Here is a 14710-nt window from a genome sequence, read left to right on the forward strand (position 1 = left end):
AAGAGGATGGCAGTCTTCCGGATTCTGGAGGCCACGGCCCGCCCCGGCGCGATCAGCCGGTTGTCGGAGCTGCTCGTCCAGCAGGAGCGGGACGTGGTCGCGAACGCGCCCGGCATCGTGTTCGTGCAGTCCCTGCGCAGCGGCGACCGGGTGCTCGCCGTCTCCAGCTGGCGCAGCGTCGAGGACATGCAGCGCTATCTCGACCAGCCGGTGACCAGCACGTTCTATCAGGAGCTGCCCGGGTTGCTGATGGGCGTGCCCAGCGTCCGGACGTTCGAGGTGCTCAGCCCCGACGGCGGCACCAACGGGTGGGGGTCGGCGTGAGCTGGTACTACCCCAAGGGCTGGACCGACCAGGAGGACGGCATCGAACAGGTGCTGATCCACTACGCGTGCACGCCGCCGGGCCAGTGGCCGGACTGGAGCTGGAGCCACGACGCGCGCGTGCTGCAGGACTTCGGCGGCTACCCGCGGCAACGGCTCAAGGTGCTGCGGATGCCCCGCGAGGTGTGGGACATGCAGCACGGGTGGTCGACACCGGAGTACCGCTTCCACTACTTCTTCGAGGTCTACCAGAACGGTCACCGGTGGACGACCGACCTGTTCTCCGAGGACATCGTCTACCGCGATCTCGAGTACGCCGACGACAACGGCTGGATCACGAACATCTGCATCTACTGGTCGGTCGGCGACTGGCACGCCCCGGTCTACAGCCCGATGGAGGACCCACGGATCCCGGCCGACTCGGAGTTCGTGGCGCGCAATTACTACACGTACGACGACAAAGAGCGTTTCCACCGCGAGAAATACCACATGCTGTACGCGTTGGACCTGCCGCACCGCTACTCGGCCCGCATGTGGGGCCCGCGGGGCGCCTCGATCGTCCAGCAGTACCACATCGGGCGCATGTATCCGCCCGAGGAGAAGAACGAGACCTGGATCGGGCCGTACGGCTCGTCGGCGCCGGGAGGTGACAACTGTTGGGTGCATCATCTGTGACCGCCTTCTTCGGTCTGCGCAAGAACTGGCTCGACCCCGTGCCGGGCATCGCCATGGTGCAGGCGCACTACACGTGGTCGCCGCGCGACGCCGTGCCCGACTGGACGGAAGCCGAGCAGGTCGTGCTCGCGCCCGAGGGCGACCGGCTGCGCACCGCCGTGCTCGAGGTGCCGCGGCTGGATTCGGCCTTCGTCCTGCACCACTTCTTCTTCGTGGTCGGGGCCGACGACCGGGCCGCCTCGCCGGTGTTCACCGAGGACATCGTCTCGGCCGAGGTGGCGTACGAGGACACCGGCGGCGACCTCACATCGGTGGGCCTGGTCTGGAGCGAGGTCGAGCTCGCGGCCCCGAACTACACGAGCACGGCCATGGACGGCCTGCCCTTCGAGACGCCGGGCGACGCGCCCGGCGACGGCAACCTCTACGAGTTCGTCCGGGCCCAGCCTCTGCCGCACACGTTCCGCGGCCGGGTGTGGGGAGTGCGCGGCACACGGGTCCGTTACGGCTTCCACCTGATCCGCAACGGCCGGCCCGACCCGGCCGGCGACTCGGAGAGCTGGGACGACAACGACGGCCGGGGCTGGGTCGTCGAGCTGTGAGGCGTTACGACCATCCGCTGCGCTGGCTGGCGCCACCGGCCGGGCGAGCCGGGAAGGCCCGGGTGCGCTACACCGGCCGCCTGGCCCAGGACGCGCGCCGCACCGCCGACCCTCCCGCGGCCCCCGGTCGCCGGGCCCGCGAAAGCCATGAGCTGGTGCTGCATGTCGGCCACGACGGCTGGAAGTCGCCCCAGGACGTGCCGATGGAGCGGGTCGGCGACCACGCCTGGGAGGCCGAGGTGGCGACCCGGGGCCGACTGGTCCTCGACTGCGTCATTCGCGACGAGGCCGCCTCACGCTGCGACAACAACCACGGCGCCGACTACCGCCTGTGGACCGGCCTCGACCCGGTCGACGCCCACGTGCACGTGCGGGCGCCCGGCCGCGACATGCTGGGCTTCGAGAGCCTGCTCGCCGCGGCCGCCTCCGGCGGGATGACGCGGGCGGTGGTGAGCTGGGGCGACAACGACTTCGTGGACATCGCCACCGAGGCCGTGCCCTGGCTGACCCGTCTGGTGTGGGTGCGCCCGGGCGGTCCCGACCCCGACGACGTACGGCAACGGCTGGCCGACGGCGCCGCGGGACTCAAGCTGCACCCCGCGTACGACGAGTACCCGGCCGACACGCCCGGCCTGGACCCGTACCTGAAGGTGGCCGAGCAGGCCGGCGTGCCGGTGACCGTCCACAGCGCCCCCGGCCCGGCCGACCCCGACCTGATCGCCCGGCTGGCCGACCGCTTCCCCACCGTGCCGTTCGTGCTCTACCACACCTATCTGGGCCCGCCCGAGGGCCGGCGCCGGGCCGTCCGGCACGCGAAGCGCCACCCCAACCTGCACCTGGAGACGTCCTGGTGCGGCTCCCGGACGGTCGAGCGCCTGATCGACGACGTGGGCCCCGGCCGCGTGCTGTTCGGCTCCGACGCGGCCACCGACGGGCCGTCCCACTTCGTCCGCGAGCCCCCGAACATCGAGACCAGCGAGACCTACAACGCCTCCCTGCTCCGCCTGGCCCAGCGCCTGAAACCGCCCGTCTTCCGCCAGTTCCTGGAAACCAACGCCCGCACGTTGTTCTCTCTCGAGCTCTGAGTCGCCATCTCCTCACTTAGGTAGATACCATCTACGTAGATGCCATCTACCTAAGGAGGCGCCGTGTTCGTCGGTCGACGGCCCGAGCTGGCGCTTCTGAAGCGCCGGATCGACCATATCGCCAGGACGGGAACAGGCTTGGCCGTGGCCGTCCGAGGACGGCGCCAGGTCGGGAAATCTCGCCTTGTCCAAGAACTCTGCGACCGTTCCGGCTTGCCTTATCTGTACTTCACTGCGGTCAAAGGTGCGCCGGTCACAGAGTCGACGGCGCAATTCCTGACCGCCTTGGCCGAGTCGGACCTTCCGAACGATCATGGCTTGTTACCCACCACCCCGCCGACCGGCGGATGGGGTGACATGTTGCGCGTCCTCGCCGGCACTCTGCCGGACCAGCCCTGCATCGTGGTACTGGACGAGCTGCCCTGGCTCGCCGAACAGGACGAGACTTTCGATGGCCAGTTGCAGGTGGTGTGGGACCGACTCCTGTCGCGCCGGCCGGTCCTCCTTCTGCTTTTGGGGAGCGACCTGCACATGATGCAACGCTTCACCGCCTACGACCGCCCGTTCTACGGCCGGGCCGACAACTTCGTCCTCGGCCCACTCAACCTGGCCGAGACCGCTTCCACGACGGCGCTCACCGGATCGGATGCCATTGACGCGCACCTGATCACCGGTGGTCTCCCGGGCATCCTCTTGCGCTGGCCAGGCGGTTCCCCGGCTGACGACTATCTCCGGGACGAGATCGCCGACCCGGCCTCTCCCGTGTTCACCGTCCCGGAACAGTCGCTGGCGTCCGAACTTCCCAACCCCGACGTCGCCCGGCGAGTGGTCGAGGCGGTCGGCGGTGACGCCCGCGCTTTCCCGAGCATCGCGAGCACGGCCGGCAGCCGGGGCGGGCCGGTCAGCTCGGGCACCCTGTCACCCCTGCTCCGGCAGCTCACCGACGACAAACACCTCCTGGCCGTGGATCAGCCGCTGTCGACCAGCAGCGGCAAGCCGGCTCTGTACCGGGTCGCCGACAGCAATCTCCGCCTTTTCCTCGCCATCCTGCGCGACGTCTACAACTTGACGCAGCGCGGCCGGCCCGACGCCGGCTATGCCCTCTTTCAGAAACGGTGGACGAGTTGGCGGGGTCGGGCGGTCGAACCGTTGATCCGCAGGTCGCTGGAACAAGCCACGATCACGGGCGACCTGCCCTGGCCCGGCGTCCAGACCGTCGGCGGGTGGTGGAACCGGCAGTTCAACCCGGAGATCGACCTGGTCGGAGCCGACCGGGCTCCCGTGGCGTCGCAGATCCACTTCTGCGGCTCCCTGAAGTGGCTGGGAACGCCGTTCGATCTCCACGATCTGCGTCACCTGCGGGACGGCGCCGCCCAGGTTCCCGGCTTCGACAGCACGCATTCGGGACTGATCGCCGTCAGCCGCTCGGGTTTCGACCTGCCCGCCGATGCCGTCGACGTCGCCTGGGGGCCGGACGACGTCGTGTCGGCCTGGCCGTCCTGAGGCCGGCGGACAACCAGGAGCGACATCGCCGCGCGTGGCATTGCTCAGACCGGGACGACAGGCGAGGGGTTGAGTCTGGCGAAGGCCTCCTGTCGCTGGTAAGGGAAGTACGGGTACGGCGCCGTGCGGGAACTGGCGGCGTCGAGTCGGGCGACCTGGTCGGGGGTGAGGGACCAACCGACCGCGCCGATGTTCTGCCGCAGTTGCTCCTCGTTGCGGGCGCCGATGATGACGGTGGCCACGGTGGGTCGTTGCAGCAGCCAGTTCACGGCGATCTGGGGTACCGCCCGGCCGGTCTCGCGGGACAGCTCGTCGAGAACGTCCACGACGCGAAACAGGAGTTCGTCGTCGACCGGAGGGCCGTAGTCGGCGGTGGCGTGCAGTCGGCTCGCGGGCGGCAGCGGCGTGTCTCGGCGGATCCTGCCGGTGAGCCGGCCCCAGCCCAGCGGACTCCACACCACGGCTCCGACGCCCTGGTCGAGCCCGAGAGACATCAGCTCCCATTCGTAGTCCCGGCCGACCAGGGAGTAGTAGACCTGGTGGGCCACATAGCGGGTGCGGTGGTCGCGGTCCGCGGTGGCCAGCGATTTCATGAGCTGCCAGCCGGCGAAGTTCGAGGCGCCGACGTAGCGGATCTTGCCCTGGCGCACCAGGTCGTCCAGGGCCGAGACAACCTCCTCGATGGGTGTTCCAGCGTCGAAGGCGTGCAGTTGGAACAGGTCGATGTAGTCGGTGCCGAGGCGGCGTAGCGCGGCCTCGACCGACCGGATGAGCCGGGCGCGCGAGGTACCCAGGTCGGCGGCTCCGTCCCCGGTCGGCAGGCCGCTCTTGGTCGACAACAGGACAGTGTCCCGCCGGCCTTTGATCGCCTGGCCCAGCACCTGTTCGGATGCGCCGTCGGAGTAGACGTCAGCGGTATCGAACATGGTGATGCCGGCGTCGAGGCAGATGTCCACGAGCCGTCGCGCCTCTCGTGCGTCGGTGTTGCCCCAGGCGCTGAAGAGAGGCCCGGAGCCGCCGAAGGTGCCGGCTCCGAAGCTCAGAGCGGGCACAGTGAGTCCGGAGGTTCCGAGTCGTCGGTATTCCATGGCGGCAACTCCTCATGCTAACGGTACGCAGTTCCCATTAAGGTGAGGGTTAAGCTAGCAGTCCTCACCGATTAATGGAACCGGAGACCCGTTATGACCGTCGGCACCATCCGGCCGGGCGGACGGACCGCCCGAGTGCGCGCCGCCGTGCTGTCCGCTGCCGCCGACGCCCTTGTCGAACACGGGTTCGCCGGCCTCGACCTCGCTGATGTGGCAAGTCGCGCCGAGGTCGGCAAGACCACGGTCTACCGTCGATGGGGAACAACCGCCGGCCTCGTCGCCGATCTGCTCACGGACATGGCCGAGCAATCGTCGCCGCGGGCCGAGACCGGCTCACTGCTGGAGGACCTGCGGGCCAACGCCCGGCTCGTGCAGCGCACCTTGGCCGACCCCCGTCAAGGGGCGCTGTTCCGGGCGGTCATCGTCGCGGCGACCTGCGACCCCCGAGCCGCCGAAGCGCTGCATCGCTTCTACGCCGTCCGCATCGCCGAGTGGGCCCCGTGCGTGGAGGAAGCCGCGCAACGGGGCGAGTTGCCCGCGGGCACCGACGCTGCCGAAGTCATCCGTGCTGTGTCAGCACCGCTCTACTATCGGCTGCTCATCAGCGGGGACCCCGTCGATGCGGCCGCGGCGGACTGCGCCGCCGAGGCGGCAGTGGCAGCCGCCCAGGCCGGCGCTTACACCGCCGACAGTGATCCAACCTGACATCCGGCCGCCGATCGGGTCACGCGGCCGGTTGCAGCCCGGGTCGAGCACCGGCCGGTCAGGCGGCGATGGCGGTGCGGGTCAGGCGTTCGGAGAGCTCCCAGATGCGGGCGGCGTCGTCGGTGCTGCGCAGGCGGGAGTAGAGGGGCTGCTCGGCGGGCGCGCCGGACAGATTCTGGAAGCCGCTCGGGCCGTACAGGCGGCCGCCGCGCGCCTCCGGGCCGGTCGCGGCCATCAGGGCCGGCAGCAGGGCGGTCTCGGGGGTCCCCACGAGGACCCCGCGGCGCGCCATGGCGTGGATGAAGCGGCCGCCCAGGGTGGGCCGGGCCCGGCCGACCTCGGGGCGCGCGGTCAGCAGGTTGGTGGCGGCGACGCCGGGGTGGGACAGGTTGCTGGTGAGGCCCCAGCCGGCGGCCTGGCTGCGCCGTTCGAGCTCGAGCCCGAACAGGCCGAAGGCGATCTTCGACTGGCTGTAGGCCCGCATGCCGTTGTACGCCCGTTCCCAGCTCAGGTCGTCCCAGTTGATGGCGTTCTGGTTCGCCGCCACGCTGATCTGCGAGGTCACCCGGGCCCGGCCGGCGCGCAGCAGGGGCAGCAGGTGTGACACCAGGGCGAAGTGACCCAGGTGGTTGGTGCCGAACTGCAGCTCGAACCCGTCCGCGGTGGTCTGCCGGCTGGGCGGGGTCATCACCCCGGCGTTGTTGACCAGGATGTGGATCGGGCGGTCCTCGTCGCGCAGGCGGGCGCCGAGCGTGGCCACCGACTCCAGCGACGACAGGTCGAGCTCGCGCAGCGACACCGCCGCGGCCGGATGCTGCTGCCGGATCCGGGCGATGGCCGCCTCGCCCTTGGCCTGGTTGCGGACGGGCAGCACGACCTCGGCCCCGGCCGCGGCCAGGCGGCCGGCCAGGCCCAGCCCGACGCCGTCGCTGGCGCCGGTGACGACGGCGAGCTTGCCGGAGAGGTCGGGAACGGTGATGTCCGGTTGCCTGCGGGCCATGAGTTGCTCCTCGGTGCGTCCTCGGTGATGTGTTCCCAGGTTGCGGTACCGGCCGGACGACATCCACGGCCTGCCGATCCCCGGCTGTGAAGGGGGGATCGGTGATCCGTGGTTGCGGCCGGCGCCGGCTGGTAGAACGAAGTCGTGATCGATCGACGCGGACTCGCCGAATTCCTGCGCAACCGGCGCGAGTCGCTGCAACCCGAGGACGTCGGCCTTCCCCGGGGGCAGCGCCGCCGGACCGCCGGGCTGCGCCGGGAGGAGGTCGCCGCGCTCTGCCACCTCTCGACCGACTACTACAGCCGGCTCGAGCGCGAGCGCGGGCCGCACCCGTCCGAGCGCCTGATCGCCTCCATCGCCCAGGGCCTGCACCTCTCCCTCGATCAGCGCGACCACCTGTTCCGGCTGGCCGGGCACAACCCGCCGCCCCGGGGCGCGACCAGCGAGCACATCAGCCCCGGGCTGCTGCGCATCTTCGACCGGCTCACCGACAGCCCGGCCGAGATCGTCACCGAGCTCGGCGAGAGCCTGCGGCAGACGCCGCCCGGGGTCGCGCTCACCGGCGACAACACCCGGTTCACCGGCCCGGCCCGGAGCCTGGGCTATCGCTGGTTCACCGACCCGGCCGCCCGGGCCCTGCACCCGCCGGAGGACCACGCGCACCATTCCCGGGTCTACGCCTCCGGCCTGCGCAAGATCGTCACCCTGCGCGGTCCCGGTTCGCGGGCGGCCCAGCTGGCCGAGCTGCTGCTGCCGCGCAGCGAGGAGTTCCGCACCCTCTGGAACGACCACGAGGTCAGCGTGGGGTTCGAGGAGGCGAAAAGGTTCGTGCACCCCGAGGTGGGTGACCTCGAGCTGGCCTGCCAGTCGCTGATCGACCCGAGCCAGTCGCACATCCTGCTCGTCTACACCGCCGTCCCGGGCAGCGAGAGCTACGAGAAACTGCAGCTTCTCTCGGTCATCGGCGCCCAGGCCGTCGTCCCGCAGCCGTCCTGAGCGGCCCCTTGCGGACCGGGCCCGGCCAGGCGGATCATCAGCCTCCCACCGAGGGAGGACGACCATGACGTACGCCGTCACCACCGTGCTCGACGGGTTCAGCTTCACCGAGGCGCCACGATGGCACGAGGGCCGGCTGTGGTTCTCCGACTTCTACACGGGCCGGGTCATGTCCGCGCGGGAGGACGGCACCGACCTCCGCCTCGAGGCGACCGTGGACGAGCAGCCGTCCGGCCTCGGCTGGCTGCCCGACGGCCGCCTGCTGGTCGTCTCGATGCGCGACCGCCGCATCCTGCGCCGCGAGCCCGACGGCCGCCTGGTCACCCACGCCGATCTCAGTGAGCACGCCGGCGGGCATCTCAACGACATGGCGGTGGACGGCGACGGCCGCGCCTACGTGGGCAACTTCGGTTTCGACCTGATGGCCGGCGACCCGCTGGAGCCGGCCGCGCTGCACCGGGCCGACCCGGACGGCACCGTCACCGAACTGGCCACCGATCTGTGGTTCCCCAACGCCATGGCGTTCACGGCCGGCGGCGCCGTCCTGGTCAACGAGACGCTGGGCAACCGCATCACCGCTTTCGACCTGACCGGCGACGGCCGGCTCACCAACCGGCGGGTGTGGGCCGAGTTCGGCCCGCTCGCCACCGACCGCAGCGTGGCCGGGGCGCTCGCCCAGCTGCACGTCGCTCCGGACGGCTCGTGCCTGGACGCCGACGGTGGCCTGTGGGTGGCCGACGCCCTCGGCGGCCGCCTGATCCGCGTGGTCGAGGGCGGCGAGATCACCGAGGAGATCCGCCCCGGCACGAACGTCTACGCCTGCGCGCTGGGCGGCGCGACCGGCCGGACCCTGTTCGCCTGCGCCGCCCCCGACTTCCAGGAGCACGCCCGCCGGGCCGCCCGCGAGGGCAGCGTGCTGGCCATCCCGGTGACCGTGCCGGCCGCCTGACCGGCCGGCCCGACGGCCGCCCCGCCAGCCCGAGCAGATCTCAGGTCAGAACGACGGCGGGTTTCGGCCGGCGCTCGCCGGCCAGGCCGAACGCCGTCACCGCGGCGGCCACGACGACGGCGCCGACCGGAAGCCACAGGGCCGCGCGGATCGAGCCGATGCTCACGCCGCCGGCCAGGCTGACCGCGGTGACCGCCGAGATGCCGAGCGCGGTGCCGAACTGGATCGCGGTGTAGAGCAACCCGCCGGCCAGGCCGTGCTCGCGCTCGGCCACGCCCTCGGTCGCGGCCATGGTCAGGGGGCCGTAGGCGAGCGCGAAGGCCACCCCGAGCAGAACCAGACCGGGCACCATGGCCGAGTAGGTCCAGTCCTCGGTGACCGGCAGGAACGACGCGTACGCCAGCACGCCGGCCACCAGACCACCGAAGAGCACCCGGACGGCGCCGTGGCGGTTCACCAGCCAGGTCGTCAGCGTCGGCGCGAGCACCGTGTCGATGCCGGCCAGCAACATCACCAGGCCGGTCCGCATCGGGCTCCAGCCGCGCAGTTCCTGCAGATAGAGCGTGACGACGAACTGGAAGCCGGCGAACGCGAACAGGAACAGGTGGGCCGTCACGTTGACCCGGATCAGCCGGGCCGAGCGGAGGATGCCGAGCCGCACCAGCGGATGCGGGGCCCGGCGCTCGATCGCGACGAACACGGCCAGCAGGGCCAGCCCGGCGAGCGCCGGCCCGACGGCCAGGTCCACCACGGCGTACGCCAGAAGGAGCATCGCCGTGGTGACCGTGACCGCACCGCGCAGGTCGAAGGCCCGCGCGGGCCGCGGCGGCGGCGCAGTGTCCCGGAGCAGCGGCACCGCGGCCGCGAGAAGGACGGCGGCGAGCAGGACCGGGGCGAAGAAGACCCAGCGCCACCCGATCGTGACCAGCGCCCCGCCGGCCACCAGCCCGAGCGAGAACCCGCCGGCCGCGGTGCCGGCATAGACACCGAGGGCCCGGTTGCGCAGCGGCCCGTCCGGGAAGTTGGCGGTGATCAGAGCCAGCCCCGCGGGCGTCATGAAGGCCGCGGCGACGCCGGTGATGAACCGGGCCACCAGCAGTTGCCAGCCCTCGGTGGCCAGCCCGCCGAGCCCCGAGAAGATCAGGAAGACGGCCAGCCAGAACAGGAACATCCGCCGCCGGCCGAGCAGATCGGCCGCGCGGCCGCCGAGCAGCATGAAGCCGCCGTAGCCGAGGACGTAGGCGCTGACCACCCCGCTGAGCAGACCGGTGGACAGGCCGAGGTCGGCCCGGATGGCCGGCAGGGCCACGTTGAGCATCGCGATGTCGATGCCCTCGAGAAAGATGGCTCCGCAGAGGACGAGCAACACGCTCCAGGCGCGTAGATCCATGGTGGTTACCCCCGTGCAAGCCGGTTACTTCTTGTCACCGACCACACCACCAGGCACCATCGAGCTGTGGAAGACGGAACTTCGGAGTCCCTCGGTAACTGCTGTGATACCGAGGATCCGTATGACGCGCGCCAGTGGGACACCCGCGAGGACTGCGAGGTGCGGCAGATCCTCGACCGCATCGCCGACAAGTGGTCGCTGCTGGTGATCGCCCTGCTGGAGCGGCGCACGATGCGCTTCACCGAGCTGCGCCGCGAGGTCGACGGGATCAGCCAGCGCATGCTGGCCCGTACCCTGCGTCATCTCGAACGGGACGGCCTGGTGAGCCGGACCGTCCACGCGACGGTGCCGCCCCGGGTCGACTACGCGCTGACCGCGATGGGCTCCACCCTGCACCTGACGATCCAGACCCTGGTGAGCTGGACCGAGGAGCACCAGTCGAGGATCGCGGCGGCGCGTGATGCCTACGACCGGCGGACCGTGGCCGAGCGTGAGCAGGCCGACCGGGAGGCGGACGACCGGGAAGCCGTCGCCCGCCGGGTCACCGAAAGTCTTCGTACCTGAGGGGGCGCGGGGTCACTCGGTCCGGCGCATCGCGACCGGCGTTCCGTGCTCGACGGTGCGGGTGACCGTGCACAGCCGGTCGTGCGACTGCTGCATGATCCGGGGCAGCGCCTCGCGCGCCTTGTCGCCCTGCGGCCCCTCGGGGAAAGCCACGTCGAACTCGACCTCGAGGTCCTGCATCCGGTTGACGCCGGACTCGTCTTTGATCTTCTCGCCGGTGACCCGGATGACGAAACGGGCCGGCTCGGAGCGGCGGCTGGTGACCAGGTCGACGTCGATGCCGGTGCAGCCGCCGATGGCCGCGAGCAGCAGCTCGACCGGCGTGAAGGCGTCGTCCTCACCCGTGCCCAGCGGCATCTTCCCGCCCCGGGCATTGCGTACGACGAACCGCCCGACACCGGAACGCTCGAGTTCCACCGACCGCAGATTCTCCTGTTTCATGTGATCGACGCTAGCCGACCTCACGGGTGACGACCGACGTCCGTCGTTCCATTGACCTTCGTCCATGAGACGGCTTACGTTGACATCGTTGTCATCCGCTCGGCCGGAACGGCAGGTCACGCCATGCGTACGAGAACGGTCTCCTGGCTCGCCACTCTCCTGCTGATCGCCGGTCCGGGCCTGGCGGTCGGTCCGCCCGCCGCGGCCGCCGCCGGCAACTTCGTGACCGGTTTTGAGACCGGCGACCCCCAGCCCACCTGGCAGAACAGCGTGGAGAGCAGCGCCGGGGTGGGTGGCTACTGCTGCGGGCTCACCGCCATGGAGAGCGCGCCCCGCGCCGAGACGGCCCACACCGGCACGTCGGCGCTCATGTACTCGGGCAACGACCTCAGCACCACCTCGTCGTACTCGTACAACCGGGTCTTCGACGTGGACCTTCCGGTGACCGCCGCCAGCACCCTGTCCTACTGGGTGTACCCGCAGTCCGGCGGGCACCTCGACGTCGCGGTCGACCTGGTCTTCACCGACGGCAGCCGGCTGCGCGACTCCGGGGCGACCGACCAGAACGGCGTCCGGCTGCACCCGGCCTATCAGGGCAGCGGGTCGGTGCTCGGCTTCGACCGGTGGAACTACGTCACGTCGGCGATCGGCGACAAAGTCGCCGGACGGACGATCGACCGGATCCTGATCGGCTACGACCAGCCGGCCGGTACCGGCCCGTTCCGCGGCTGGTTCGACGACCTCGCGATCACCGCCGCCGCGCCCGCCGCCCGCCTGTCCGATCTGGTCGACACCCGCCGCGGCTCGAACTCCGACGTGAGCTACTCGCGCGGCAACACCTTCCCGGGCACGACGGTGCCCAACGGCTTCAATTTCTGGACGCCGATCACCAACGGCAACAGCGACGGCTGGCTCTATCAGTACAACGCGACCACCGTGCAGGGTTTCGGCGTCAGCCACGAGCCCAGCCCGTGGATCGGCGACTACGGCCAGCTGCAGGTGATGCCCATGACCGGCGCGGTGAAGACGACGCCGGACGCGCGCAAGTCCACCTTCAGCCACGGCAACGAGGTGGCCAAGGCGCATTACTACAAGACCCAGCTCGACACGTACGGCATCACCGCCGAGCTGACGCCGACCGACCACGCCGGGGCGATGCGGTTCACGTATCCGGCCACGTCCGAGTCGGTCATCGTCTTCGACACCATCGACAAGGTGGGCGGCACGATCAACGTCGACGCGGCCGCCCGGACGATCACCGGGTATGTCGACCACAAAGGCCCGAGACTGTACTTCTCGGCGACCGTCGACAAGGCCATCGCGGCGAGCGGCAGCGTCGGCGGTCAGGGGGTGACGAGCTGGATCCGCTTCGCGACCACGGCGAACGAGCCGGTGACCCTCAAGCTCGCCACGTCGTACCTGAGCGTCGCGCAGGCCGCCGCCAACCTGAGCCAGGAGGTCGGGGCCAAGACCTTCGATTCCGTACGGGAGGAAGCCGCGGCGGTGTGGGACTCGGCGCTCGGCCGGGTGCGTCTCGCGGGCGCTTCCGCCGACCGTCAGGTCACCTTCTACTCGAACATGTACCGCGCCTTCATGTACCCGAACAACATGTCCGAGATGGTGGGCGGGGTGCGCAAGTACTTCAGCCCGTACGACAACGCGGTCCACGACGGTCAGATGTACGTGAACAACGGCTTCTGGGACACGGCCCGGGCAGTGTGGCCGTTGTACACGCTGCTCGCCCCCACCCGTACCGGAGAGATGCTGGACGGGTTCGTCAACGCGTACAAGAACGGGGGCTGGACCCCCCGCTGGTCGGGTCCCGGCTACATCGACATCATGGTCGGCACGAACCAGGATCTGGCCTTCGCGGACGCGTACGTGAAGGGGGTGCGCAACTTCGACCACCGGGCCGCCTACGCCTCGATGGTGAAGAACGCGGCCGTCCACTCCCCCTCCGGGTCCCGGGGCCGCAAGGGTCTCGAGGTGTCCACGTTCAAGCGGTACGTGCCCACCGACGTCCGCGGCGAGGCGGCCTCCTGGACGCTCGAGGACGCCACCAACAACTTCGGCATCGCGCAGCTGGGCCGGAGTCTCGGGTTCACCGAGGACGCCGCCTACTTCGAGAACCGCGCCCTGGACTACGCGAAACTGTTCTCGCCCTCGACCGGGTTCTTCCGGGGCCGGCAGAGCAACGGCGCCTGGCGTACGGCCGACTCGGCGTTCCGCCCCAACGAATGGGGCCACGAGTTCACCGAGGGCGCGCCGTGGCACTACGCCACGCCCGCGCCGCAGGACCCGCAGGGCATGGCCAACCTGTACGGCGGCCGCGCCCAGCTCTCCGCCAAGATCGACTCCGTGTTCGCGGCGTCCCGCGACTACCTGCCCGGCTCGTACGGCGGGGTCATCCACGAGATGCGCGAGGCCTACGACACCGGCATGGGCCAGTACGCGCATCCCAACGAGCCGATCCACCACATGCTCTACATGTACAACTACGCCGGCACGCCCGCGAAGACCCAGAACCGGGTCCGCGACGTCCTGAGCCAGCTGTACGGATCGGGCGCCGGCAACGGCGGCGGCTACCTGGGCGACGAGGACAACGGCCAGATGTCGGCCTGGTACGTCTTCAGCGCGCTCGGCTTCTATCCGGCCCGCATGGGCAGCACCGACTACACGATCGGCGCGCCGCTGCACCCGTCGGCCACGCTGACGCTGGAGAACGGCCGCACGTTCACCGTCGAGGCGCCCGGCGTGAGCGACACCAACCGCTACATCCAGAGCGCCACCCTCAACGGTGTCGCGTACCCGAAGAACTACCTGACCCACGCCGATCTGCAGGCCGGGGGCACCCTGCGGTTCACGATGGGGCCGTCGCCGTCCGCGTGGGGCACGGGCGCGAACGACGTGCCCCCGTCGCTCACCACCGGCAGCGCCGCCCCGCGCCCGCTGGCCGACGTCGCCGGCACGGTGACGGCGAGCGGCGAGAACGCGCCGAACGAGTCCGCCGCCAAGCTGGTCGACGACACGTCGCTCACCAAGTGGCTGACGTTCCAGAACACCGCCACTCTCGAGCAGCGGCTCCCGGCGCCCGTGACGGTGAAGCAGTACACCCTGACCTCGGCCGAGGACGCACCCGAACGGGACCCGCGCGGCTGGACTCTGCAGGGCTCGACCGACGGCGCCACCTGGGTCACCCTCGACACCCGGACGGGCCTCGACTTCGCCGACCGCCGCCAGACCCGGGCGTTCGTCGTTCCCGCCGCCGGGGCGTACTCCCGCTACCGCCTGCAGGTCACCGCCAACCACGGCGGGACGGCGACCCAGCTGGCCGAGTGGGAGTTGCTGGGTTGACACCGCGGCGCCGGGGCCCGATGCGGACCCCGGCGCCG

The 14710-nt window shown here is 70.7% G+C and carries 14 protein-coding genes; 10 read left to right on the forward strand and 4 right to left on the reverse strand.

Annotated features, from left to right (window positions below):
- Positions 1-6: 6 nt before the first annotated feature.
- The 5 genes from HJC40_RS37150 (at position 7) to HJC40_RS37170 (ending at position 4185) form a co-directional block, all read left to right on the forward strand.
- Positions 7-324, forward strand: a complete 318-nt coding sequence (locus HJC40_RS37150) for an antibiotic biosynthesis monooxygenase (RefSeq protein ID WP_250008200.1) — start codon at positions 7-9, stop codon at positions 322-324.
- Positions 321-998, forward strand: coding sequence for a hypothetical protein (locus HJC40_RS37155; protein WP_250008201.1), 678 nt, complete (start codon positions 321-323; stop codon positions 996-998). The genes HJC40_RS37150 and HJC40_RS37155 overlap by 4 nt, the downstream gene beginning before the upstream one ends.
- On the forward strand, positions 995-1597 hold the full coding sequence (locus HJC40_RS37160) for a hypothetical protein (RefSeq protein ID WP_250008202.1): 603 nt from the start codon (positions 995-997) through the stop codon (positions 1595-1597). The genes HJC40_RS37155 and HJC40_RS37160 overlap by 4 nt, the downstream gene beginning before the upstream one ends.
- Positions 1594-2682, forward strand: a complete 1089-nt coding sequence (locus HJC40_RS37165; RefSeq protein ID WP_250008203.1) for an amidohydrolase family protein — start codon at positions 1594-1596, stop codon at positions 2680-2682. The genes HJC40_RS37160 and HJC40_RS37165 overlap by 4 nt, the downstream gene beginning before the upstream one ends.
- A gap of 63 nt (positions 2683-2745) precedes the next feature.
- Positions 2746-4185 (forward strand): ATP-binding protein, encoded by a 1440-nt coding sequence (locus HJC40_RS37170; protein ID WP_250008204.1) that lies wholly within the window; start codon positions 2746-2748, stop codon positions 4183-4185.
- Between the two features lie 44 nt (positions 4186-4229).
- Here HJC40_RS37170 and HJC40_RS37175 read toward each other — a convergent pair whose 3' ends face one another.
- On the reverse strand, positions 4230-5273 hold the full coding sequence (locus HJC40_RS37175; protein ID WP_250008205.1) for an aldo/keto reductase: 1044 nt from the start codon (positions 5271-5273) through the stop codon (positions 4230-4232).
- 93 nt (positions 5274-5366) lie between these two features.
- On the opposite strand from HJC40_RS37175, the gene HJC40_RS37180 reads away from it, so the two are divergent.
- The gene (locus HJC40_RS37180; RefSeq protein WP_250008207.1) at positions 5367-5978 is read left to right on the forward strand and encodes a TetR/AcrR family transcriptional regulator; all 612 of its coding nucleotides are present in this window, start codon (positions 5367-5369) and stop codon (positions 5976-5978) included.
- A gap of 58 nt (positions 5979-6036) precedes the next feature.
- On the opposite strand, the gene HJC40_RS37185 is transcribed toward HJC40_RS37180, so the two are convergent.
- Positions 6037-6978, reverse strand: a complete 942-nt coding sequence (locus HJC40_RS37185) for an SDR family oxidoreductase (protein WP_250008208.1) — start codon at positions 6976-6978, stop codon at positions 6037-6039.
- A 147-nt stretch (positions 6979-7125) separates the two neighbouring features.
- Between HJC40_RS37185 and HJC40_RS37190 the strand changes: the two genes are divergently transcribed.
- Both HJC40_RS37190 and HJC40_RS37195 read left to right on the forward strand, forming a co-directional pair.
- The gene (locus HJC40_RS37190) at positions 7126-7974 is read left to right on the forward strand and encodes a helix-turn-helix transcriptional regulator (RefSeq protein ID WP_250008310.1); all 849 of its coding nucleotides are present in this window, start codon (positions 7126-7128) and stop codon (positions 7972-7974) included.
- Positions 7975-8038: 64 nt separating this feature from the next.
- Positions 8039-8923, forward strand: a complete 885-nt coding sequence (locus HJC40_RS37195; protein WP_250008209.1) for an SMP-30/gluconolactonase/LRE family protein — start codon at positions 8039-8041, stop codon at positions 8921-8923.
- A 40-nt stretch (positions 8924-8963) separates the two neighbouring features.
- Here the strand turns inward: HJC40_RS37195 and HJC40_RS37200 are convergent, their stop codons facing one another.
- Positions 8964-10313, reverse strand: coding sequence for an MFS transporter (locus HJC40_RS37200; RefSeq protein ID WP_250008210.1), 1350 nt, complete (start codon positions 10311-10313; stop codon positions 8964-8966).
- Between the two features lie 66 nt (positions 10314-10379).
- On the opposite strand from HJC40_RS37200, the gene HJC40_RS46400 reads away from it, so the two are divergent.
- On the forward strand, positions 10380-10877 hold the full coding sequence (locus HJC40_RS46400) for a helix-turn-helix domain-containing protein (RefSeq protein WP_250008211.1): 498 nt from the start codon (positions 10380-10382) through the stop codon (positions 10875-10877).
- A 12-nt stretch (positions 10878-10889) separates the two neighbouring features.
- Here the strand turns inward: HJC40_RS46400 and HJC40_RS37210 are convergent, their stop codons facing one another.
- Positions 10890-11318 (reverse strand): OsmC family protein, encoded by a 429-nt coding sequence (locus HJC40_RS37210; protein WP_250008212.1) that lies wholly within the window; start codon positions 11316-11318, stop codon positions 10890-10892.
- A 123-nt stretch (positions 11319-11441) separates the two neighbouring features.
- Between HJC40_RS37210 and HJC40_RS37215 the strand changes: the two genes are divergently transcribed.
- Positions 11442-14672, forward strand: a complete 3231-nt coding sequence (locus tag HJC40_RS37215) for a GH92 family glycosyl hydrolase (RefSeq protein WP_250008213.1) — start codon at positions 11442-11444, stop codon at positions 14670-14672.
- The last annotated feature ends 38 nt before the right edge of the window (positions 14673-14710 follow it).

It is taken from the genome of Actinoplanes sp. M2I2, from assembly GCF_023544445.1.
In the GTDB taxonomy this organism is placed as follows: Bacteria; Actinomycetota; Actinomycetes; order Mycobacteriales; family Micromonosporaceae; genus Actinoplanes.